At 58.3% G+C, this 21,026-nt stretch carries 16 protein-coding genes and 1 pseudogene; 12 read left to right on the plus strand and 5 right to left on the minus strand.

What is annotated here, in order from left to right:
• Positions 1-41 precede the first annotated feature (41 nt).
• The gene (locus tag GTO91_RS06715; RefSeq protein ID WP_161256766.1) at positions 42-371 is read left to right on the plus strand and encodes a YmaF family protein; all 330 of its coding nucleotides are present in this window, start codon (positions 42-44) and stop codon (positions 369-371) included.
• Between the two features lie 232 nt (positions 372-603).
• On the opposite strand, the gene GTO91_RS06720 is transcribed toward GTO91_RS06715, so the two are convergent.
• The gene (locus tag GTO91_RS06720) at positions 604-936 is read right to left on the minus strand and encodes a hypothetical protein (protein ID WP_161256769.1); all 333 of its coding nucleotides are present in this window, start codon (positions 934-936) and stop codon (positions 604-606) included.
• Positions 937-1,339: 403 nt separating this feature from the next.
• A pseudogene (uvrB, locus tag GTO91_RS06725) lies at positions 1,340-3,583 on the minus strand (excinuclease ABC subunit UvrB); the annotation flags it as partial.
• Positions 3,584-3,890: 307 nt separating this feature from the next.
• Between uvrB and GTO91_RS06730 the strand changes: the two are divergent.
• Positions 3,891-4,193, plus strand: a complete 303-nt coding sequence (locus GTO91_RS06730) for a hypothetical protein (RefSeq protein ID WP_161256776.1) — start codon at positions 3,891-3,893, stop codon at positions 4,191-4,193.
• A 173-nt stretch (positions 4,194-4,366) separates the two neighbouring features.
• Positions 4,367-4,780 (plus strand): YjdF family protein, encoded by a 414-nt coding sequence (locus GTO91_RS06735; protein ID WP_161256779.1) that lies wholly within the window; start codon positions 4,367-4,369, stop codon positions 4,778-4,780.
• A gap of 140 nt (positions 4,781-4,920) precedes the next feature.
• Here GTO91_RS06735 and GTO91_RS06740 read toward each other — a convergent pair whose 3' ends face one another.
• A complete protein-coding gene (locus GTO91_RS06740; RefSeq protein ID WP_161256782.1) occupies positions 4,921-5,841 on the minus strand; it encodes a DUF6612 family protein in 921 nt (306 codons plus the stop codon).
• A 183-nt stretch (positions 5,842-6,024) separates the two neighbouring features.
• Here GTO91_RS06740 and GTO91_RS06745 point away from each other — a divergent pair, with 183 nt between their 5' ends.
• The 5 genes from GTO91_RS06745 (at position 6,025) to GTO91_RS06765 (ending at position 10,525) form a co-directional block, all read left to right on the plus strand.
• Positions 6,025-7,425: an ATP-binding protein gene (locus GTO91_RS06745; RefSeq protein ID WP_161256785.1), complete on the plus strand. Its 1,401-nt coding sequence runs from the start codon at positions 6,025-6,027 to the stop codon at positions 7,423-7,425.
• Positions 7,425-8,867, plus strand: a complete 1,443-nt coding sequence (locus tag GTO91_RS06750; protein ID WP_161256788.1) for a sigma-54-dependent transcriptional regulator — start codon at positions 7,425-7,427, stop codon at positions 8,865-8,867. Before GTO91_RS06745 ends, GTO91_RS06750 begins: the two co-directional genes overlap by 1 nt.
• Before the next feature lie 177 nt (positions 8,868-9,044).
• Positions 9,045-9,893, plus strand: a complete 849-nt coding sequence (locus GTO91_RS06755; protein WP_161256792.1) for a 4Fe-4S binding protein — start codon at positions 9,045-9,047, stop codon at positions 9,891-9,893.
• A gap of 56 nt (positions 9,894-9,949) precedes the next feature.
• Complete coding sequence (locus GTO91_RS06760; RefSeq protein WP_161256794.1) at positions 9,950-10,267, plus strand: hypothetical protein; 318 nt, start codon at positions 9,950-9,952, stop codon at positions 10,265-10,267.
• 45 nt (positions 10,268-10,312) lie between these two features.
• Positions 10,313-10,525, plus strand: coding sequence for a hypothetical protein (locus GTO91_RS06765; protein ID WP_161256797.1), 213 nt, complete (start codon positions 10,313-10,315; stop codon positions 10,523-10,525).
• A gap of 84 nt (positions 10,526-10,609) precedes the next feature.
• Here the strand turns inward: GTO91_RS06765 and GTO91_RS06770 are convergent, their stop codons facing one another.
• Positions 10,610-10,864, minus strand: coding sequence for a hypothetical protein (locus tag GTO91_RS06770; protein WP_161256800.1), 255 nt, complete (start codon positions 10,862-10,864; stop codon positions 10,610-10,612).
• Between the two features lie 224 nt (positions 10,865-11,088).
• On the opposite strand from GTO91_RS06770, the gene GTO91_RS06775 reads away from it, so the two are divergent.
• The 3 genes from GTO91_RS06775 (at position 11,089) to GTO91_RS06785 (ending at position 16,370) form a co-directional block, all read left to right on the plus strand.
• Complete coding sequence (locus tag GTO91_RS06775; protein WP_161256803.1) at positions 11,089-12,081, plus strand: arsenic resistance protein; 993 nt, start codon at positions 11,089-11,091, stop codon at positions 12,079-12,081.
• 197 nt (positions 12,082-12,278) lie between these two features.
• On the plus strand, positions 12,279-14,909 hold the full coding sequence (locus GTO91_RS06780) for an S-layer homology domain-containing protein (RefSeq protein WP_161256806.1): 2,631 nt from the start codon (positions 12,279-12,281) through the stop codon (positions 14,907-14,909).
• 153 nt (positions 14,910-15,062) lie between these two features.
• Positions 15,063-16,370: a UDP-glucose dehydrogenase family protein gene (locus GTO91_RS06785; protein ID WP_161256808.1), complete on the plus strand. Its 1,308-nt coding sequence runs from the start codon at positions 15,063-15,065 to the stop codon at positions 16,368-16,370.
• A gap of 175 nt (positions 16,371-16,545) precedes the next feature.
• Here GTO91_RS06785 and GTO91_RS06790 read toward each other — a convergent pair whose 3' ends face one another.
• On the minus strand, positions 16,546-16,695 hold the full coding sequence (locus GTO91_RS06790) for a hypothetical protein (RefSeq protein ID WP_161256811.1): 150 nt from the start codon (positions 16,693-16,695) through the stop codon (positions 16,546-16,548).
• Positions 16,696-16,887: 192 nt separating this feature from the next.
• On the opposite strand from GTO91_RS06790, the gene GTO91_RS17820 reads away from it, so the two are divergent.
• The gene (locus tag GTO91_RS17820; protein WP_207708983.1) at positions 16,888-20,856 is read left to right on the plus strand and encodes a dynamin family protein; all 3,969 of its coding nucleotides are present in this window, start codon (positions 16,888-16,890) and stop codon (positions 20,854-20,856) included.
• Positions 20,857-21,026 lie beyond the last annotated feature (170 nt).

Below are 21,026 nucleotides of genomic sequence, written 5' to 3' on the forward strand. Positions count from 1 at the left end.
CCTGAATATGTATAAGTAAACGTGAAGAAGGGGAGAACGGCATGCGCTGTAAGCCCAAACCGCCTTATGACGACTGGGACTGCGGTTTCCACACCCATGACTACCACTTCGAGTCTTGCCAGAGCGAAGGCCACCGGCACATACTGAGCGGCCAAACAGAGCCTTCTGTCAGCAAACGGGACCATGCCCACCGGTACGCCGGGGTCACCTCCTTTAACGACAACCATGTCCACTACTACTGCGGATGCACCGGTCCGGCAATCTATCGGCCCGGCTGCGGCCATTACCACTGCATGGAGGGAACCACCACCTGCGACGACGGCCACGTTCACCGCTATGAGGGCAAGACCTGCAACACGATCAAACTGTGAGCTTGATCCGGCAAAAAGCGCAAAAAGCCCCATCCTCTCCGTTGAAGGTAGGATGGGGCATCCTTTTCTCCGTCATCGCCATGCTGTCGTTAATGTCACGGGTAGCTGCAGTGGATGTAAAAATAGCTGCTGTAAAAGTAAATGGCAGAAGTAGAAGTAGGTAGCAGTAAGCAGTAGTAAAAACAATGCAGAAGCAACTGGATGATTGCGCAGAATGATTTGCGAGGATCGTTTAGGCGCGACGGCTTTCGGCGGTCACCTTTTCCAGGATCTCCTCATGGAAAAGGACTTCCGCTTCGATTTTGAAAATCTGCGCGTCAAGGTCATAGTACTGTTTAATAAAGTCATTCTTCAGCATCAGACAGTTGTCCAGGTTCCAGTTGTCGAAGCACTCCACCTTCATAGCCAAGTAATCCCTGTGGTTGAGCAGTTCCGTCCGGCGTTCCCGGAGTGTGGCGATCTGGTCCTCCAGTTCCTTCTTCCAGGCCAGGAGCATCTTTTCCCGCTTGCCCAGGCTCCAGTTTACCTCGGCCTGTTTTCTTGCCACTTCGCCTCGGGAAATCACGTATTTACCACCTTCCTTATTTATATTATTCTACATATTTCGACAAGGTGATTGTGATTCCTTTTACAAAAACGGGAAAATGGAAAAAAGCCCGGCCAGTGGCTGGGCTTCAACGGTTTTTTGTTGCCTATTTATCTGTCGTTCAACTGCCTTTTTTCCGTCCCCGCGGGCGGGGCGGCTCCACGGCAGGAGTGAAAAAAGTCAATCCGGGATCCTCCATGGGCGGCTGGCTTTTCCCCCGGCCGCGCCCTTTCGAAGCGGCAGGGCCGTTACCTACAGTTGCGTCGGTTTTTCTTCCCTTCCGGGCGCTTTTCGACGAACCAGCAGCTACTCCGGTTGCCGTTCCACCCGCCGTTCCCGCCCTCGCGCCGCTGCCCCCGGCCTTCGCCTTGGGCGCGGCGCCCCGCAGTTCGATGATCACGTCCCGCAGGAGGGCGGCCCGCTCGAACTCCAACTCCTTGGCCGCCTGGCGCATCTCCCCTTCCAGGTCCGCGATCAAAGCGGCCAACTGTTCCGGCGCCATCGCTTCCGTACCGGCCATCGCATCAGGTGCGGCGGCGGCCTGATAGGCGTTCTCGGGCAGCAAGTCCTCGGCCACCCGCTCAGGAGCCCCCTGGAATCCCGCGCCGTAGAGACCTTCACGCACGATGCCTTCACCGTCATCGCCGGCAAAACCTGTGGCATAATCGCCCTCCCCGGGCGTCACGGGCTGCATTCCCGGCGCATCCGCCACAGCTTCCGCGCCTTTTTTGCCTGTCCGTTTTTTCAGGAAAGCCGCCGCGCGGGCCAACACGCCGCCGCCCGGCGTGGCGGCGCTGCCGGCTTCCTTGCGGTCGCCGCCCGAGATGGTCATCTCGATGACGTTGCGGACCGCCTTTTTGACGGTCTGCGGCGTGATGCCGTGCTGCTCGTTGTGGGCGATCTGGATGGCGCGTCGGCGGTTCGTTTCGTCGATGGCCTTCCGCATCGACCGGGTGATCGTGTCACCGTACATGATCACCGTACCCTCCACGTTGCGGGCCGCCCGGCCGATGGTCTGAATCAGGGAGCGATCGGATCGGAGGAAGCCCTCCTTGTCGGCGTCGAGGATTGCCACCAAGCCTACCTCGGGCAGGTCCAAGCCCTCCCGCAGCAGGTTGATGCCGACGAGGACATCAAACTCGCCCAGGCGCAGGTCCCGGATGATTTGCATGCGCTCGATAGCGTCCACATCGGAATGCATCCAGCGGACGCGGACGCCCACGTTGCGCAGGTAGGAGGTCAGGTCTTCGGCCATCTTTTTCGTCAGCGTTGTCACGAGAACGCGCTGGTCCTTCTTGACGCGCTGCCGGATCTCGTCGAGGAGGTCATCGATCTGCCCCTTCACGGGACGAACGTCGATGACCGGGTCGATCAGGCCCGTGGGACGGATGATCTGTTCAACCACCTGCTCGCTCCGCTGCAACTCGTAATCGGCCGGCGTGGCCGACACGAAGACGACCTGGTTGAGCATCTGCTCAAACTCATGGAACTTGAGGGGGCGGTTGTCTGCCGCCGACGGCAGGCGGAAGCCGTGTTCGACCAGGGTCGTCTTGCGTGAGCGGTCCCCCTGGTACATGGCGCCTACCTGGGGGATGGTCACATGGGATTCGTCGACCATGAGCAGGAAGTCTTTCGGAAAGAAGTGCATCAGCGTATAGGGCGGCTCGCCGGGCGGACGGAAGGTGAGGTGGCGCGAGTAGTTCTCAATGCCGGTGCAAAAGCCCATCTCCCGCAGCATCTCGATGTCGTAGCGGGTGCGCTGGGCCAGTCGCTGCGCCTCTAAGAGCTTGTCCCGCTCCTTGAACCAGGCGAGACGCTCCTCCAGTTCTGCTTCGATGTTGGCGATGGACAACTCCAGTTTGTCCCGGTTGGTCACATAGTGGGTGTTCGGAAAGATGGAGATGTGGTAGCGCTCGCCGTAGATCTCGCCGGTGAGGGTGTCGATCTCGCTGATGCGCTCCAACTCGTCGCCGAAAAACTCCAGGCGCACCGCCCGGTCCGAGTAGGAGGCGGGGAAGACCTCGACCACGTCGCCGCGCACCCGGAAGGTCCCGCGGGTGAAGTTGATGTTGTTGCGGCTGTACTGGATGTCGACGAGCCGGCGCAGGATGGCATCGCGGTCGTAGATTTGCCCCTTGCGCAGGGAGATCATCTGGTCCAGGTACTCCTCGGGGGAACCGAGGCCGTAGATGCAGGAAACGGAAGCGACGATGATCACGTCGCGCCGCTCGATCAAGGCGGCAGTGGCGGCGTGGCGCAATTTATCGATCTCGTCATTGATCGAGGCATCCTTTTCAATATAGGTATCAGAATGAGGCACATAGGCCTCCGGCTGGTAGTAGTCGTAGTAGCTGACAAAGTACTCGACGGCGTTGTCCGGGAAAAACTCCTTGAACTCAGCGCAGAGTTGGGCGGCCAAGGTCTTGTTATGGGCCAGCACCAGGGTGGGCCGCTGCACCTTCTCGATGACAGAGGCCATGGTGAAGGTCTTGCCGGTCCCCGTCGCCCCCAGCAGCGTCTGGTGTCTCATGCCTTTTTCGATGCCTTCGACCAAGCGCGCGATGGCCTGGGGCTGGTCCCCTTTCGGGGCGAATTCACTTTTCAATTGAAACAACCGTTGTTCCATATTTCGACCAACCTCCAGTTTCCAAAAAAGCAGGATAAGCAGACAAGCATCCGGTATCATACACCATACCCAATGATTCATTATATCAGACGCAAACCTTCCGCGCCCAACCTTATCCTGCCAGTGAAAAACTCCGAGACTCCATCATCTTTTTGCGAATGGATGTTATAGCCTGGACGTCCTTTCGATCATGTCCATGGAATATGCAGGATTTGCAGAATGAAAAGTGGAATAGGATACAGGAAGATTGCGCTGGATAGCAGAATCTGATCCCACTATTATTCGCTTCCACTAAGGGAGGATTTTCGTGAGCAAAAACAAACCGAACAGCAACGCAGCATCGCAAAAGGAGACCGCCGCGACATCGACCGCCCCGGCGACGTCAACGGCCAAGAAGTACGGGCCCGACAACCCGAACGAAGAACTGCTCAAATCTCCTGCGGTCAAACTGGTGGCCATCGCCTTCGGCACCGCCGTCTCCTACATCGTCGGCCGTATGGTCCAAGGGGGCGGTCCCCAGGAAGTGCCGCTCGGTCTCTACGCCGCCGGCTTTTTCCTGTCCACATCTCTCTTTCTCTTCGTCCGTTCGCTGATGAAGAAAAAGAAGTAAAGCGCCTGCCTCGTTTTTTGAGCCGTCAGCCCTGGAATGATATACTAAATAAAAGGGAACGTAAAAACACGATCCGGTTGGTAGTCCGGATGCGCCGTTGCGCCCGGCGTCAGTAACCTCCCCCCCTCGGGGTGTCCATCGTTCCCGGTGTTGCACATTGGAGGGGGAAAAAGATGAAACTTACCGTTTTCTTTGATGATCCCTTTTGGGTTGGCGTTATCGAGTCGATCGACGAACAGTGCCGGCTGAAGGCGCACCGTCACCTCTTCGGCGCCGAACCGAAGGATGGAGAGGTGCAGGCCTTCGTTCTGGGCCAGATGAACAGTCTCCTGCGAGGCGCAGCGCAGGAGGTGGAAGTGGAACCGCTGCCGGAGCATCCGGTCAACCCCAAGCGACTGGCCCGCCAGGTAGCCAGGGAATTGGCGGACCGGGGCGTATCCACCAAGGCGCAGGAGGCCTTGCAACGCAGCTTCGAGGCCCGGAAAAAGGAACGGCAGGTCGTCAGCCGGCAGCAGCGCGAGGCCTTCAAAGAGCGCAAACGGGAACTGGCCCGGCTGAAGGCCAAAGCGAAACGCCGGGGACGGTAAAGGGAAAGGCAGGAAGAACGCTCTTCCTGCCTCGTCTTTTTTCGAACACTTTGGCGTCTCTGGGCCACCACGGCATTTCTTATGCCAATGGGGTGGCGCCGCGGCGTCCGGCCTATACGACACTTATCCTATCCTCGCGCTTATTTCGATGTTTTCGCGCCTTTGGCCGTTTTTCCGGCCTGTTTATCCAGTTCCTTCATGTCGACGGCATTGGACACATCAGGGAAGCGGATCGGAATGTTCACATCATGGGTCAGGATCGTCCCCTCCAGGTCGATGGAAACGGTCTTGCCCTCGGCGGTGATCCTTTCGACGCCCTTGAAATCCGTCCTGTCTGTCACGTATGTATCTGCGTTAATGTAGTAGATGTAACGGAAGTCGAGTTCGATGTTCTTCATCGCTTCGTTCAGTTCAGCCGCGTCCACGCCCTCCTTGGGCTTGGAGAGGGTCATCGCTTCTTGCATGTAGGCCTTCATCTTGCTGTTGTCCAACTGCAAGGTGACCACATAGTACCGCCTGCCGTCGACCCACTGTTCTTCCATGTCCGTCGGCATGAGACCCATTTTATCGATCATTTCCAGCGATTTCGCCGGGTTCTGGCTTTGGGCGAGCAATTCCTGAAACTCGGCAGGCAGATCCATTTCTTGCTTGACCCATTGATCCGACGCGGGGTTGTCGGGGAAGGGCATTTGCATGTACATGTCTTTCCCATCGAGATAGAAACGGAAGTCAATCGAACCGGGGGCGTCCGGGATGACCGGCTGACCGGCCATTTTCGGCATCTCCATGGTCATTTTCATGGACACCCGGCTGGGTTCGGTGGCCACAGCCCCTCGCAGCTTCATCTTCGCCGACAGGGGCGCCGGCATTTCCGGAACATTGACAGTGGCTTGCAGATCGCCGGTGATCAGGTAACTGGACAGACCGGCCGTAACCTCTGTCGTTTTCTTGAAGACCTCCATGGCCGGGCTGAGGGCCGACGCCCCGTCGTCAGCCATGGCCGCCGCAGGCGTTAAGAGAAGGCTGAGGCCTAGGATGCCGTTGAGAAACCATCGCTTCATTGGCAACACTCCTTTTTTATAAAAACCTCTCGCTGGTTCCAGTTTGCATTCACAATTACTAAATGTCAAGGCAGTCACATCCAAATCATAGAAGGATTTTTCCTTTCTTTGTGTAACCCCCTATTAAAATACGATCGGAATCACAATCACTCGTCGATTAACTCAATGCGAAGGAGGAACGCCATGGCCGCTTCTCTCCCGCTGCCGGTGCGCCTGCTCCTGTCCTTGCTGGCGGCGACTGCCGCGATTCTGCTGGCTGCTTCCTATTACAACTACCAGCGTTCCATGGAGGTCAAAACGGTGCTGTTGCAAAACAAGGCCGCCGGCATCGCCCAGACGATTGAGGCGCTGGCGCGCAAGAGCCCAAGCCGCACCCCTGAGGATCTGCAATCGCTCATCGCCAGTTGGCCTGAAGATCCGCACCTCTTTGACCTGACCGTCTTTGACCGCAACGGCGTGATCATCGCCCATCGCGATCCGGCGCGTTTAGGGAAAGAGGACGCCGCCTCTTTGTTCCTCATCCGGCAGGTTTTAGCGGAACAACAAATCCGTTTCCGCTACCTGAAGGGGCAACCGCCGGCTGCTTTCTCCACCGGCGCGGCGTCTGGCTTACCGGAATTGTCCAACCCTGCCCAACCGATTCCGCCCCGTTTCGAGGCCTTTCTCCCCCTCCATCTGGGGGGCTTTGACGGAGAGGGCCCGCGCATGGCAGGAGATTACCAGCCCCGGTTTAAGGTGCTCCAGGTCCAACTCCTCGAAAGCGCAGCCGGCGACGTGAGTCGCGCCGCCTTGTGGCAGTTGTTTCTCATCGGCCTTGTCCTGTTGGGAACACTGACCGTGACGGCCTATCTGGCGCAAACCCTGCGCCGCTACTTCGCCCTGGAGGCGCGAGCCCGCGAACAGGCCCGTATGGCCTCCCTCGGCCAGGTCGCGACCTGGGTCGCCCACGAGGTGCGCAATCCCCTCGGCGCCATCAAGGGGCTCTTGCAACTGGTCCAGGAAACCATAGAGGAACGAGACCCCGATGGGCAGTCACAGCGCTACTGTGAAACAGCCGTCAGGGAGTCGGAACGTCTCGAACGTTTTGTCGGCGACTTGCTCGCTTACAGCCGCCTGCCCCACCCGGCGGTTGCGGAATGGCCGCTGGACCATCTGGTTCAGGAAATCACCGCTTTGTTGGAACCGGAACTGCGCAGACAGGATGCCGCCATCGTGACGCAGATCGAACCGCCCGGATTAATCGTCCGGGCCGACCGGGATCAGATGCACCGCCTCTTGCTCAACCTGATCCAAAACGCCCTGGCGGCGATGCCGTCAGGCGGCGATATTCACCTGCGCGCCCTTTCCAGCCCCACGGAAGAAGGCCTGTCGATCATCCTAGAGGACGAAGGGATCGGCCTGCCCCCGGGAGAGGAACACCGCCTCTTTGAACCCTTCTTCACGACCCGCGAAAAAGGCAGCGGTTTGGGACTGGCGCTCTGCCGCGATATCGTCAGCCGTCACGGCGGAACGATCCGCGCCGAAGACGCCCCGGGAGGCGGCGCCCGCTTCATCGTCAACTTGCCGGAAAAGGGGGAGCCGTGATGGAAGAGCCGCTTAAACTGCTTGTCGCCGATGATGAGGAAGCCATGCGCCTCTTTCTCTCGGCCGCGCTGGAGCGCGCCGGGCACCGGGTGGATGCGGCGGAAGACGGGCAGTCGGCATTGGAAAAAATCGGCGCGGCCGAGCAGAGCAAGGCGCCCTATGCCCTGGCCCTCATCGATCTGCAGATGCCCCGCCTCCCCGGCATGGACCTGTTGAGCCACATCCGCCGGCAGTGGCCTCACCTGCCCGTCATCATTCTAACGGCGCACGGCTCTATTCCTACGGCGGTGGAAGCCATGAAGCTCGGCGCCGCCGATTTCCTGGTCAAACCCCTGCCCAGCCCCGGCCATCTGAGAGAAGCCGTCAGCCGTGTTTTGGCCGTTGCACCCCCTTCGGCAAAAGTCTCCGCCCAACCGGAAAGAGAGCGCCTGTCGACGACCAACGCCGGGGATCGGGCCTTGCGCCGGTCAAACCCCGAGTTAGCCGTAAATGACCTGATCGCCTGCGACCCCGCCACCTGCGCCGTCCTGGAACAAGCGCGCCTCGTCGCCGAGACGGACACGACGGTACTGCTCCTCGGTGAGAGCGGCGTGGGCAAGGAGGTTTTCGCCAGCGCCATCCACCGTCTCAGCAAACGCTCCGCCGGTCCCTTTGTGGCGGTCAATTGCGCCGCCCTGCCGGCGTCGTTGATCGAGAGCGAACTCTTCGGCCATGAACGGGGCGCCTTCACCGGCGCCCATGTGTTGAAGCTCGGTCGCTTTGAACAGGCTGCCGGCGGCACCCTTTTCCTCGATGAGATCGGCGAACTGGAAGCGACGGTGCAAGCGAAACTACTGCGCGTGCTTCAGGAAAAGCGTTTCGAAAGGATCGGCGGGAACCGTTCCATCGCCGCCGATTGCCGCATCATCGCAGCGACCAACCGCGACCTCAACGCCGCCGTGCAGGAGCGCCTGTTCCGGTCTGATCTGTACTACCGGCTGGCCGTCTTTCCCATCGAAATCCCGCCCCTTCGCCGGCGTCCCGCCGACATCCTGCCGCTGACCTCCCACTTTCTCACCCGCTTCGCCGACAAAAACGGACGCGACCTGCCACGGCTGACCGAGGAGGCTGCGGTCGCGCTGCGGGAACATCCCTGGCCGGGAAACGTGCGTGAACTGGCCAACGCCATCGAACGGGCGCTGATCCTCTGCGCCGGACGGCCCATCGAGCCGCGTCATCTGGGACTCGTCCACCGGGAAACGGACGGGGCGGCTCAAGGGGGGAGGGCCTACGGAGAACCCGATTCGACCGATGACGGGATCCTGAAACAGCAGGAGCGGGACACGATCCTCCGCGTCCTGGCCGCCAACGGCGACAACCGTCAGAAAACGGCCCAGCAGTTGGGCATCAGCGTGCGCACCCTCCGCAACAAATTGAAGGAGTACCGCATCCAAACGAACTGACAGCGACAGCGGCACTTTTTTCTCCTTGGGCGGCAAAAAGTTCCCCCACTGAAACTGTCACTTCACGAAAAGTCAGCCTTTCCACCCGCCACTGTGGCGGGTTTTTTCGTTGCGCAGTTGTTGGCACGCTTTTTGCATATATAGATCGGCAAAGGCAATACAAAGGAGGTATGCTCCATGATCCGAAAATCGATCTTGCACCCATCGCGCCGGGTAACCCTGGTCCGCTGGCTCTCGCTGCTCTTCTTTGTGGGACTCACATCCTACATCGGCCTGCGCCACCAGATCGTCGGCGGAGGGCCGCAAGGGGCGGCCCCGTTAGACACCTTTTGCATCTTCGGCGGCATTGAAACCCTGTGGTCCTATGCCACGACAGGCAAGTTTCTCGCCAAAACGAACATGGCCAACCTGGTGCTCCTCGCCGCAGGTATAATCCTCGTCCTCGTCGCCGGCGCCGGTTTTTGCGGCTGGATCTGCCCCCTCGGCGCCGTCCAGGAATGGCTGGGCGGTCTCGGCAAAAAGCTCTTCGGAAAAACCTTGACCGTCCCCCCCAGCGTCGACCTTCCGCTGCGCGCCCTTCGCTTTCTCTTTCTCGCCCTCATCCTCTACATGACCGTCCTCGACAACAAGCTCTGGTTTGAGCCCTATGACCCTTTCAAGGTGCTCTTCCACTTTGAGTTTGAAACGACCACGTCCATCGTCGTCCTGGCGCTCTTTGTCGCCCTCTCCCTCCCCATCGAACGTTTCTGGTGCCGCTACCTCTGCCCCCTCTCGGCCGTCTACAGCCTGGTGAGCCCCTTGAGCCTCTTCAAGCTCAAACGACAAGCCCACGCCTGCATCGACTGCGGCGCCTGCACCCGCAACTGCCCGGTGGGCATCGATGTGCAGCACTGCGGGACCATCCCCGACGGGCGCTGCATCAAGTGCCTGCAATGCATGGAATCGTGCCCGAAACCGGATGCCCTTGTGCTGGAAGCGGGAAAGACCGGTCCCGCAACCTCGGTTCCCCCGTCAGTATCCCGGTGAATTCCTCCGGCAACGGTCTAAGGGAGATGTTTTCATAATCAAGGAGGGAATGTGTGATGCGCATCAAACCGCTCCATTACGGATTGCTTGTACTGGCCCTATTCTGGGCCGTCGTCGGCGGCGCCATGGCCAGCAACCTGTGGGTGACCAAACAGTCGCTGCCTCCTGTCGGCACGGTCACTTCGACGGAAGAGATCAAAGGCTGGATGACGCTGGAGCAGATCGGTGAGACTCTCTCACTGCCGGCGCCGGAGGTGATCCGCCGCCTGGGCCTGCCCCCGGAAAGCGATCCGAAGAAGAAATTGAAGGAACTCGCCGCCGAACAGGGCAAGACGCCTGACGAATTGAAAGAGGGTCTGCTCGACCACAAATAAGGTCCTGATTTTGCGCATACTAGCTCCTGCAAAGGAGTGGAGCCCATGACGCACAGTGATGTGACGGAAGGCTTTCCGTCGCCTTCCCATCCTCTCCGGCATGCCCAGCCGGGCCAAGAAGGCGCCAGTCAGGCGCTGTCCCCCGATGAGGAAGGGCAGATCACCCAGGTGAGCGGCGGCGGGGAGATGCAATCCTGGGGCGATTTCGCCCTGCAAAGGGAACTGCACCGGTCAAACGACGATGATCTGCTGACATGATCTCCCATGAACACAACATGATCCTCCCATGAACGCAAAAAAGAGCCGGCGGGCCCTGAGGCCACTCCGGCTCTTTTTGCGTTATTAATAATAACCCCTGCGATAGCCTCTGCCGTAACCGACCCCGAAACCTGCCCAGAAGGGAAGGGTCAATGCCAGCACGGAGATGGCGAAAAAGGGATAGAAGAAAAGCCCGGGGTTGCTGGAATGAAACCATACACCGTTGGGAGTGACCCGTTGGATCCTGCCATGTAGCACCTTCCCGCAACTCAGGCGCATCTGAGCCGGTTTCCCGCAATGGGGAGAGACCGTGCGATAGCATACAGGCCGCAAAATCATTTCACGCTTCCTCCTCTTATTAGCAATTTTTGGATATTTTATTCTATGCCCATCTCGACTTTCGCGAGCGATTTTTTGTCCTTGAACATGCAAAACCGTCCCGATTAATCGCTCTCCCTTTCGCCAATCAAAAAAATAAAGTTGTCGCCTATACGGTGCGAGCGAAAATCGATCTGCCTATAATCATAGTATCTGGATACCATATAGGGGTAAGGAGGATTCCCATGGGAAAAACCGCGTTGTTTTGGCCTTCCAAGAACCCAGTGCTCAGCATACCGATCACATTGGCGCTTGGGTTCACGGCCGGTCTGTTCGTAGACACCAGCGGTCTCGGCAACTTTATTCTCATCTGCACTTTTTTGATGATCTACCCAACCATGATCGGCGTCAAACTGAAAGAGGCCTTCGACTTCAGCCACGCCAAGGTCGTCGGCATCTCCTTGGTCATCAACTTTCTGCTCATCCCGCTTTTAGCCTGGGGTCTGGGCACGACGTTCCTCTCGGGCGATCCGTCCATGATGGCAGGCCTGGCCATCGCCGGCCTGCTTCCGACGAGTGGCATGACCATCTCCTGGACGATGATGTTCAAGGGCAACGTGCCTGCCGCCATCAAAATGACCGCCCTCAGCCTGATCACCGGGTCCATCCTGGCGCCCTTTTATCTCCTCGTCATGGTCGGCAAGTACGTGCCCATCGACCTGATGAAGACCTTTACCACCATCGCTGTCATCGTCTTTCTGCCCCTGGTGCTGGGACATGTGACATTCCTGCAGTTAAAAGGAAAGTACGGCCAGGAACACTTCCAGAAGGTGATCAAACCCTACCTGCCGGCGGTCAGCTTCTGGGCCATGCTGGCCATCATCTTCGCCTCCATCTCCATGAAGTCGAAAATGGTGCTCGCCCGCCCTGACCTGCTTGGCGGCATCCTGCTCGCCCTGGCAATCTTCTACCTGATCAACTTCACCTTGAGCACCGTCATCGCTCGCCTCTTCCTCAACCGTATCGACGGCGTCGCCCTGATCTACGGGACAGTGATGCGCAATCTCTCCATCGCCCTCGGCCTCGCCATTACCGCCTTCGGCCCCCAGGCCGCCCTCGTCGTCACCCTCGCCTTCATCCTGCAGGTCCAGGCAGCGGCTTGGTACGGCAAAATGGCCGACCGCTACGGCTTCTTCGGCAAAGCGCCGGCAGATGGGCTTGCCGTAAAACAGGCGTAAAATTGCCATAGGAATATTCACTGCATCGCCACGGATAAGCACCGTGGCTTTTTTCATTGCAGTGCAGCAACGACAGTGCAGCATCTCTTCACCTTATTGGAGAAAGGAATCATCATTTTGACCTAAAAAATACAGGACTTCGCTATATTCTTGTCGAATAATGCTAATTTAGGAAAACGTCCAAAGGAGGTTATCTCTTGCGCAAGCGTATCCTCTGCGGGATCCTGACTCTCTCCATAGCCGCCACGGCGCCGTTCAGCGCCTTTGCCGCAACGGTCCGCCAATTTGGCGACGTCAACGCCATGATGATGGAATACCGCCCCATCATGAAACTCTCGGCCCAGGGAACGATCAAAGGCCGGGAAGACGGAAACTTCGGTCCCACCGACCCGGTCAAGCAGTTGGAGGCCCTCGTCATGGTCCAGCGCTTCTTCGGCATGGAGAATACAGCGATCGCCACTGCCAATCTGCTGACGGCTGAAACAGAGAAAAAATTCGGCGGCAATGTGCCTGCCTGGGGTAAAGGGTATCTTGTCACCGCCGTCAATCAGAATCTGCTCGATGCCGGAGAATACTTTCCATGGCATCAAGGGGCAACCAGAGCTTGGGTTGCTCGCCTCCTGGTCCGGCTTCTGAACAAAGAACAAGAGGCCCAAAGCCGCATGAGCGCCACCCTCTCCTTCGCTGACGCAAATCTAATCCCTGCCTCCCTCCGCGGCCATATCGCCATCGCCTCTGACCTTGGACTCATCCGCGGGCGAGAAAATGGCTGCTTTGATCCCAACGGCATCGTAACCCGCGGCGAGATGGCGATTTTCCTCGACCGGACAGAGCGGAAGATGGATCAGTTGCCTCCCGGGATCAATGAGGCTACCTTTATCAGCGGACGCGACGCCATTCTTTCAGTGCTGGGAGAAGGAAACCTCCTCAGTTCATTGTCTCTCGACACAAACGCCCGGATCTTTGGCGCCGAGAAAGCGGTCACCCTCAGTGACCTCAACCCCCAGGACAAAATTCGCTACATCAAAGATGGAGACAAGGTCGTATACCTTGAGGTGGTCCAGGGCAGCGGTCAATCAGCCAATGTGTTACGCGGCGAGGTGATCGCCTCCCTCCCAGAGCAGGGACTGCTCACCCTCAAGGATGACACCGGCAAACCTTTTACCTATTCCCTGGCTGCCAGCGTCAGCGTCATGAATCTGTCGGGGCAAAAACTCTCGACAAGTCAAGTCGGCCCCGGCAGCAAAGCGCAACTCCGGCTCAACAACGAAGGGAAAATCGCTGAAATCCTCCTTGAAAGTGTGGGCCAACAGGGTTTGCAGGGAACCATTATCGACATAAACCTTACGGCAAAACTGCTTGTCCTCTCCGATGGCGCCAATCATTATTCCTCCTATTATCTGGGAGATAGCGCCACTGTCGAATACAACGGGAAGCGTTTCGCCTCCCTGGAGGATTTGGCAAAAGGCGACATGGTCAGTGTCGAAGTCGACGGCAGCTATGTGGTCAACAAAATCATATTGCAAAAACCGAAGAGCACGGTGACCGTCAAGGGGACCGTCAGCCTGATCAGCAAAGACAGCCGGCTAGTGACGATCAAGGGCGACGACGGTCAACTGTATGCCTTCGAACTGCCGGAAACGACAGCGCTTCAGTTCTCTGACGGCACATCGGCGGCCATTGAAAACCTTTATCTGCAGGATGCAGTGACTGTGCAATTGGAGAGCGGGGCCGTCAAAAAACTGGTCATCGTCCGCGCAGGCAACACGAAGGGATTGACGGGGAAAATCGCCTCCATCGACACGAGCCGCCGTTTGCTGATCGTCAAGGATTCTCGGGATCGCCTTCAATCTTATGAGATCAAGGATCCGGTCATCCTGGACATCGAAGGGAACTCCAACCCGACAATCAGCAACCTGGGCATTGACACATCGATCGAGTTTGAATTGAATACAGACAACAAAATCACCTACATCAAGTCCAAAAACACCATTGAGGGTGTCGTCACCCGTGTTGACGCCGATCGTCACCTCATCACCCTCCGCGACACGACCGGAGCGGAAAAGATATACACCGTTGAAACGAATGCGGAATATCAGATTTTCCGGCGCTCCGGTGAAGATTTGGATGATGTCGACGTTGATGATCGAGTGAAGGCGCGGGTTTCAGGCGACAAAATCACCCGGATCCAAGTACACACGCAACTTACCGGCGAGATTATCGACAAAACCTCAGAACGCATCTACATAAAGGATATGGATGACTATGAACGTTCTTACACGGTGAACAGCAGTCTGAAATTGACAGTGCCCAACATCACCAAGCCGAGTTTGTCTGATGTCACTGTCCGGCAGTGGGCTGTCGTTTCCTACTGGGGCGATGAGCCCTACCAGATTGCTGTGCAGACACCGGTCGCCGGCGAAGTCACTGGCGTCGATACGGGCCGTGACAAACTGGTCATCCGCCAGTATGACGGTTCCAGCCGCACAGTAGAAACGGCAAGTCGCTTCAAGGTCGATAAAGGAGGAACAACCTCTTACGGACTGTCCGTCATCAGTGTCGGAGACCGGATTCAAGCATTTGCTGATGATCAAAACCGGATCATGCGGGCCTTTGTCGCCAGCAAGGTATCGGGCAAAATCGACGGCATCAACCGGACCACCAAGGATATATATATCGGAACAACGGTGGGTTACATCATCGACAGCAACACGATCATCACCCTGAACGGTGTGCGTAAGAACTTCGATGATATCCAACAGAAGCAGAGCGCAACCATCTACTACACCAGCGGTTACAAAGCCATCGAAGTGACCTTATCCAACTAAATTTTGTCCCAATTCCCCGGATATCCGGGGAATTTTTTTTTACCTTACTTCATAGTATTTTATATCGGGGTTTTTCCTAATGGCCAAGTTCGAAGTAGACAATTCGTGCCGCCATGGCCTTTTTCAGTTTTTAGGTTAACGAGGTATTTTGCCATGTTAAAAATAGGCGTAATCGGGACGGGATATGTTGGTCTCACTACCGGGATTGGCTTGGCCAATTTCGGTTCTACCGTCATGTGCCTCGATATCAATAACGAGAAAATACAACAGTTGAACCTCGGTGCATTACCCATCTACGAACCCGGCATGGATGAGCTTCTGAGAGACAATGTCAAAGCCGGGCGTCTGACCTTTTCCACAGACCTGACTTTCGGGATTCAATGGGCGCAAATCATCTTTATCGCCGTGGGAACCCCTCAGGCGGAAAATGGCAAGGCCGACCTTTCGGCGGTTGAAAAGACGGCAGAATTAATCGGAAAGAGTCTGAACGGGTATAAGATTGTTGTGACAAAAAGCACCGTTCCGGTAGGAACGAATGAGATGATCCGGGCCATCATTGATTCTTTCAATGCCAACGAATACGAATTTGATGTCGTATCGAATCCAGAATTTCTTCGGGAAGGGAAAGCCGTTTATGATTTTTTACATCCAGACCGTGTTGTCATCGGAGTAAGTCATCCCCGACCATTGGATATGCTCAAGCAGGTATACCGCCCCTTATACCTCAATGAAGTTCCTTTCATTATAACTGACCTGCGAACTTCGGAACTGATTAAATATGCCTCCAACAGCTTTTTGGCAATGAAGGTCGCCTTTATCAACGAGATGGCCCGTCTCTGCGATACCGTCGGCGCAAATGTGCAGCAGTTGGCGATCGCCCTTGGCAAAGATGGGCGCATCGGGAGCAAGTTCTTACACCCCGGACCCGGTTTTGGAGGTTCCTGTTTTCCAAAAGACACGGCTGCGCTCACGGTTTTTGCCCGTGAGAAAGGTATGCCATTGGGTCTAGTCGAAGAGACAATCGCCAGCAACAGCAGACAGAAGGAATTTATCGTACATAAAATCAAAGGGCGCATGGGCGCTGTATCAGGACGGCGCTTCGGCATTCTCGGTTTGGCATTTAAATCCGAAACGGATGATATGCGTGAGTCTGCCGCTATCACCATCATCGATCAACTGTTACGCGAAGGCGCCATGATTCGCGCCTACGATCCGCGCGCCATGGAAAACGCAAAGAAAATCTGGGACAATCACCAGATATCCTTTGGCCGTGACGAGTATGACACCGTTCAGGACGCCGACGCCGTCGTCATCTTGACGGAATGGAACCAGTTCCGTAACCTCGACATTCCGCGCATCAAATCGGCCATGCGTGAATCCTACTTTTTTGATTTTCGCAACATCTACCGTCGCAAGCAAATGGAAGAGTATGGCCTGATTTACGAGTGTATCGGCAGGTGACTGCGCGATTCACCGGTCAGCGTATCAACTGTTCGGACACATAAGGACAGGCCTTGCCGTTCCTAGGGCTAGGCCTGTCGCTTTTTCTTCCTCGGCGCATTGTTGACACATTACTTGTGCGTTGTGGGCGCTGGCACATTGCTGTTGAAGCGCCGGCGCGTCAACGAAGACGTCTCTATTCCTTGGCGGTAGCTTTCGCATCGGGTTGACGTTCCGCCGTGTTTCCGGCGCCCATATCCACCGTATTTGTCAGTGTTCGCACATGGGTGCCCTTTGGGCCGACTTCTCGGATCACGAGACGCTCCTTCTCTTCTCCTGACGTCACAGACCTCACCTCCCTGAAATAAAGTGTCCGGGAAAGCCTGCCTGCATTCGAAAAAAAATACAGGATCTTTTTCTGCATCGGCAGAAAAATCTGACTTCCGGGGATTCCGTTGATCTCCGTTAAAATGATAGAATCGGTATTGTTTATAGGCTTTCGCTTTTTCGATATTTTTTGTCAAGTAGGTGCGTGAAGTTGACTACAAACTCTCTCCCGGCATCGGCGGTCATCCCGGTGCTGATCGAACGGCTGGAGAACTTGGCCGGCCGCTTTCGCCAGAGCCACGACGAGCACGCCGCCTACGCGGCCGAGGCCCTCATCAGCAAACTGCGCCGGCGCCAGTTGCGCATCGCTTTTTGCGGCCACGTCTCCGGCGGAAAATCTGCGCTGATCAATGCCCTGATCGGCGATGACATCCTGCCAACCAGCCCCATCCCCTCCAGCGCCAACATCGTCACCGTCCGCTCCGGACCGGCTTCCGCCCGGGCGCGGCTCAAAAGCGGCGACACGGTCGAACTGGACCTCTTCGCCAACCTCTCCGGGGTGCAGGACCACTGCCTCGACAGCGCTGACACCCACTCTGTCGATATCGCCGTTCCCATCGACCTCTTCGGAAGCGCTGTCGACCTCGTGGATACGCCTGGCGTCGACTCGGCAGAGACGGCCCGCCGACTCGCCGAGGATCCTGCCATCGTCGCCGCCGACGTCATCTTTTATGTCATGGACTACAACCACGTCCAGTCGGAGATCAACTTCTCCTTCACCAAGCGCCTCAAGGAGCGCGGGAAGCCAGTCTTCCTGATCGTCAACCAGATCGACAAGCACTGCGACTTTGAACTCGACTTCGACTACTTTCGGCGCAGTTCCGCCGCCGGTTTCGCAGCCTGGGACATTCGCCCCGAGGGGCTCTTTTTCACCAGCCTGACCGATGGGGCACACCCGGAGAATGAGCTTCCCCGCCTGAAGGCGCGCCTCCAGGACCTCTTCCGCCATGAAGAGGAACTGCTCGTGGCTTCCGTCCTGCCGGCGGCCCGGCAGTTGATCGATGACCATTGCCGACGTCTCGCTGACGCCTACCGGGAGGAACGCCAGCGGCTGCAAGCCCTCCTCGATGCTGCGGAAGACCTGGAAGAAGCGCTGCGGACCTATGGGCAGGTGAGCCGCCAGGTCGATGAACTGCGGCGCGCGCCCCATCGGCTGCAGGAGGAACTGGACCAGGAGATCCGCCGGATCGTGGAAAACGCCCGCATCACCCCCCACACCACATCGGAACTTTCCCGCCGATACCTGGAAAGCCGAAGCCCGGGCTTCAAAGTGGGCTTCCTTTTCTCCGGCGAAAAGACGAAAAAGGAAATCGCCGCCCGGCTCGATGCGGTCTATGCGGATTTTCGTCAGCATGTCTCGACACAGTTGGAGTGGCACCTGCGCGACGTCCTCTCCCGGGTGGCCGAAAGCCACGGGGTGACTGACGGCGATTACATGCAGCGCGCCAACAGCCTCTCGGTCCACTGGGACGCCGACCTGCTTGCCCGGGTGGTGCGCGAAGGCGCCGTTGCCGGCAACGAGTATATCCACAACTACACCCGCGACATCGCCGCCGAGGTGAAGTCCCTCTATCGCCGGGAAGCCTTGGCCCTGGCCGAAGAGGCTGTCCAACTGGCGGAAAGGGCCACAGCCCAGCAGCGGGAACAATTGACGCGCCAACTGGAGCCCCTGCAATCCCTGGCTGACGCCGTCAAGACCCTGGACCGGATGGATCAGGAGGAACGAAAAAGCCGCAACGAACTGCTGGCCGCCTTGCAGCGCGGACTGCCGGATCCCGTTCCGGTGGAATCGCTGCTCTCCCCTTCTCCATCGTCTGCGGACAGCGCGGCAGGGGCAACGGACGGCGATTCCCCTACCGATGCTACCTTGAGCGGCAAAGCCGGCGCTACCGCGCCCGATCCCCTGGCCGGCCTCGGCCAGGCGCTCCGCGAACAATCGGCGCCGGCGCGCGCCGCCGCCGCCGGCGTATCTGCTTTACACCCCGCCGCCGGATCGATCACCTCGCCTGCGCTCAGTGACGCAGAGGGCGCAACGGGAACGACGGCAGACGCTCCCCCGGTACTGCAATATACGGCGCAACGACTGCGCCGATGCGCCGCCGCCGTGGCGCCCCTGCCCGGCTTCGACCATATCGCCGAAGGTCTGGCCAACCGGGCCGAACGGCTGGACAAAAACATCTTCACCGTTGCCCTCTTCGGCGCCTTCAGCGCCGGCAAGTCGTCAGTGGCCAACGCCCTCCTCGGCCGCCCGGTGCTACCGGTCTCGCCCAACCCGACGACAGCCGCCATCAACAAGATCCTCCCCCCAAACGAAGAGAACCCCCATGGCACGGTCCGCGTCCGCCTGAAGACAGCCGCCGACATCGAGAGCGACGTCCTCCATTCCCTCAGTGCCTGCGACATGGCCGCCTCGAACATGGCCGAAGCGCTGCGGCGGCTCAATGAGATATCCCCCGGCGACATCCACCCCACAGCCAAGCCCCACTACTCCTTCCTCCGGGCCGTCGCCCGCGGGATCGGCGCCGTCGAGGGTAGCCTGGGCGAGGAGTTGGTCATTGACCTGGACGCCTTCCACGACTATGTGGCTAGCGAGGAAAAAGCCTGTTTTGTCGAGTGGATCGAACTGTACTACCAATGCCCCCTCACCGCTCGCGGCGTCATGCTCGTCGACACGCCCGGCGCCGACTCGATCAACGCCCGCCATACCGGCGTCGCCTTCGACTACATCAAAAACGCCGATGCCATCCTCTTTGTCACCTACTTCAACAGCGCCTTCTCCCATGCCGACCGTGACTTCCTCTTCCAACTGGGGCGGGTGAAAGACAGCTTCGGCCTGGACAAGATGTTCTTCCTGATCAACGCCGCCGACTTAGCCCGCAGCGCCGGCGAACTGGCTGAGGTGCAACGCCATGTGACCGAGCGGATCGCCGCCTGCGGCATCCGCAACCCCCGCCTTTACACCGTGTCCAGCCAGACGGCGCTGCTGGCCCGTCTGGGCGAACTGGGGATGCTGACGGCCTCCCAGGAAAAGACCTACCGGCAGCGGACAGATTCGCTGGGCCTTGTGCGGGAAGGCGGATCCGGCGGAGTCGAGATCAGCGGAGCGGAGATTGACAGCGCGGGCAAGGCCGTCGGTGCAGGAGCGGCCGGCAGCGTCGCAAGCGAAGGACTGCTCCCCTGGCCGGCAGGTTTTTCCCTCTCCGGCTATGACCGTTTTGAAGCCGACTTCTACGGCTTCACCCTCCATGAACTGACCCAGATCGCCGTCTCCGCCGCCGAGGGCGACATGGACCGCTGTCTCGCCGGTCTGGACGATATGATTGAAGCGGCGCACCTGGACGCGTCGGCGCGCCGGCGCAAACGGGCTGCCTGTGAAACCTCCCGCCTCGACGCCGAACGGGCCGTCAGCGCCGTCAGCGTCGACGCCGACCGGGATCTCCTGGACAAAGAGGCCGACGAACTGATCTATTACGTCAACCAGCGGATATTCTACCGCTTCGGCGATCTCTTCGACCGCTACTTCAACCCGTCGGTGCTTCAGGATTCACGAGGCAACATCACGAAAAAAGGCATGCAGCACTGCCTGGAGGAACTGCTGCAGACCTTGGAAAAAGAACTGGCCCAGGAGATCCGGGCCACGTCGCTGCGCCTGGAGCAGTTTGTCCACAAACGCGCCAGCCAGTACCGGAACAAACTGGCCCAGTCCGTCGGCGCCGTCGATTCCCGCTGCGTCCTGCCGGCCTACGAACCGGCGACCCTGCCGGCCCTGGAAATTCCGGAGCGGCTCTCCCTCTCCCGGTCAGCAGCCCTCCGCGTCTTGCCCAACGGGATCAGCAACCCGAAGGATTTCTTCGAGGGTTCCGGCCGAAACCGCCTCCGGTCACAACTGGAGGAAAGCCTGCGTTCCCCCGTGCAGGCCTACCTGTCCGATGCGTCCGTCGTGGTCAAGGACATCTACGCCCCCCTGCTCGCGCAGACGCTGGAACAGGGACGCCACCGCGCGCAGCAGGCGGTGGACGACCACTACGCCGGCCTCCTGGCGGCGCTTGATGTGGACTTTGACGTGGCCGCGGCGGAGCGGATCCGGGCGGAACTGGCAATGATGGAACGTTCCCTCTAAATGTTCTCTGCGATGCGCGTCCCTGTAACGGACTGTCCCCTGTGGAGCATGACCTTACAGGGACGTTTTTTCCACCGCCGTTTTTTGCCATCACTGAGGCGATTAACGCCAAGCTTCTGGAGGGACACTGATTTCAGTGATCGCACAATCGCGTTCCTGAGAGAGGATTG

Origin of the sequence: Heliomicrobium undosum (assembly GCF_009877425.1) — a bacterium.
GTDB classification, from domain to species: Bacteria; Bacillota; Desulfitobacteriia; order Heliobacteriales; family Heliobacteriaceae; genus Heliomicrobium; species Heliomicrobium undosum.